Below are 1362 nucleotides of genomic sequence, written 5' to 3' on the forward strand. Positions count from 1 at the left end.
CAACCACAACATGTAGTGGTTTGAGTACGAAAATTGGGTCAAAAACAGGCTAAAAAATACCGTTTTTTGACCCTTTTAAATAGGGCATTTGACAGATGACATTTGATGTTTCGGGATTAAAAATCCATAGGGTGAGGTAGATTAGCACAGAACTTTATTGAATAGAGAAATTAAAAGTGATATAATCAGTTGCATAAGGAGGAGTTAAATATGTGTACATGTATTGCAGTAGTAGATATTACTTTATCTCATTTATAATGAAAAAAATTAAAGGAGGTAAAGGTATGGGTATGTTTTCTATATTTGTTATTGAGAGATTTCATTATCAACCAAACCAAAAATAATTGGTTATAATGAGCTCTTAAGATTAGTTCATTATAACCGGCAAGGAGAAGGTTATAATGAAACAGAAAAACCCGAAAAATACGCAAAATTTCATTACATCTAAAAAGCATGTAAAGGAAATATTAAAATATACGAATATCAATAAACAAGATAAAATAATAGAAATTGGGTCAGGAAAAGGACATTTTACCAAGGAACTTGTGGAAATGAGTCAACGGGTGAATGCTATAGAGATTGATGAAGGTTTATGTCATGCCACGAAAAAAGCAGTTGAACCTTTTCAGAATATAAAAGTTATTCATGAGGATATTTTGAAGTTTAGCTTTCCTAAAAATACAGACTATAAAATATTTGGTAATATTCCCTACAATATTAGTACTGATATTGTAAAAAAGATTGCTTTTGATAGTCAAGCGAAATATAGCTACCTTATTGTAGAGAGGGGATTTGCTAAAAGGTTGCAAAATACCCAACGAGCTTTAGGTTTGCTGTTAATGGTGGAAATGGATATAAAAATTCTTAAAAAAGTGCCACGAGCATATTTTCACCCTAAGCCTAATGTAGATTCTGTATTGATTGTACTTGAAAGGCATAAACCATTTATTTTAAAGAAGGACTACAAAAAGTATAGATTTTTCGTTTATAAATGGGTAAACAGGGAATATAATGTTCTTTTTACTAAAAATCAATTAAGACAGGTGCTGAAGCATGCGAATGTTACTGATCTTGATAAATTATCCAATGAACAATTTTTGTCTGTTTTCAATAGTTACAAATTATTTCAATAAATTAAAAATAATTAAGCGTTCTCTAACTTTAAGAGAACGCTTAATCTTATTACATTGAAAAATGCATTCTATTATTTTCAATTATTATGATATAACATAACTATCATTTTACTTATTTGCATATTTGCACGAAAATATAGTTATCGACGACTATTCTGATAATAGCAACTAATATAGTCAATGATAACTCAAAATTTATTGATATAGTAGGTATATGTGCAACTAATTA

Annotated in this window: 2 protein-coding genes; both read left to right on the forward strand. The window is 28.9% G+C overall.

Annotated elements, in window-relative coordinates:
* Positions 1-284 precede the first annotated feature (284 nt).
* Complete coding sequence (locus KHW44_RS10175) at positions 285-344, forward strand: erythromycin resistance leader peptide (protein ID WP_146743586.1); 60 nt, start codon at positions 285-287, stop codon at positions 342-344.
* A 57-nt stretch (positions 345-401) separates the two neighbouring features.
* Positions 402-1133, forward strand: coding sequence for a 23S rRNA (adenine(2058)-N(6))-methyltransferase Erm(A) (erm(A), locus tag KHW44_RS09650; RefSeq protein WP_021934625.1), 732 nt, complete (start codon positions 402-404; stop codon positions 1131-1133).
* Positions 1134-1362 lie beyond the last annotated feature (229 nt).

The organism is Finegoldia magna (assembly GCF_018371055.1).
Lineage (GTDB): Bacteria > Bacillota > Clostridia > Tissierellales > Peptoniphilaceae > Finegoldia > Finegoldia magna_I.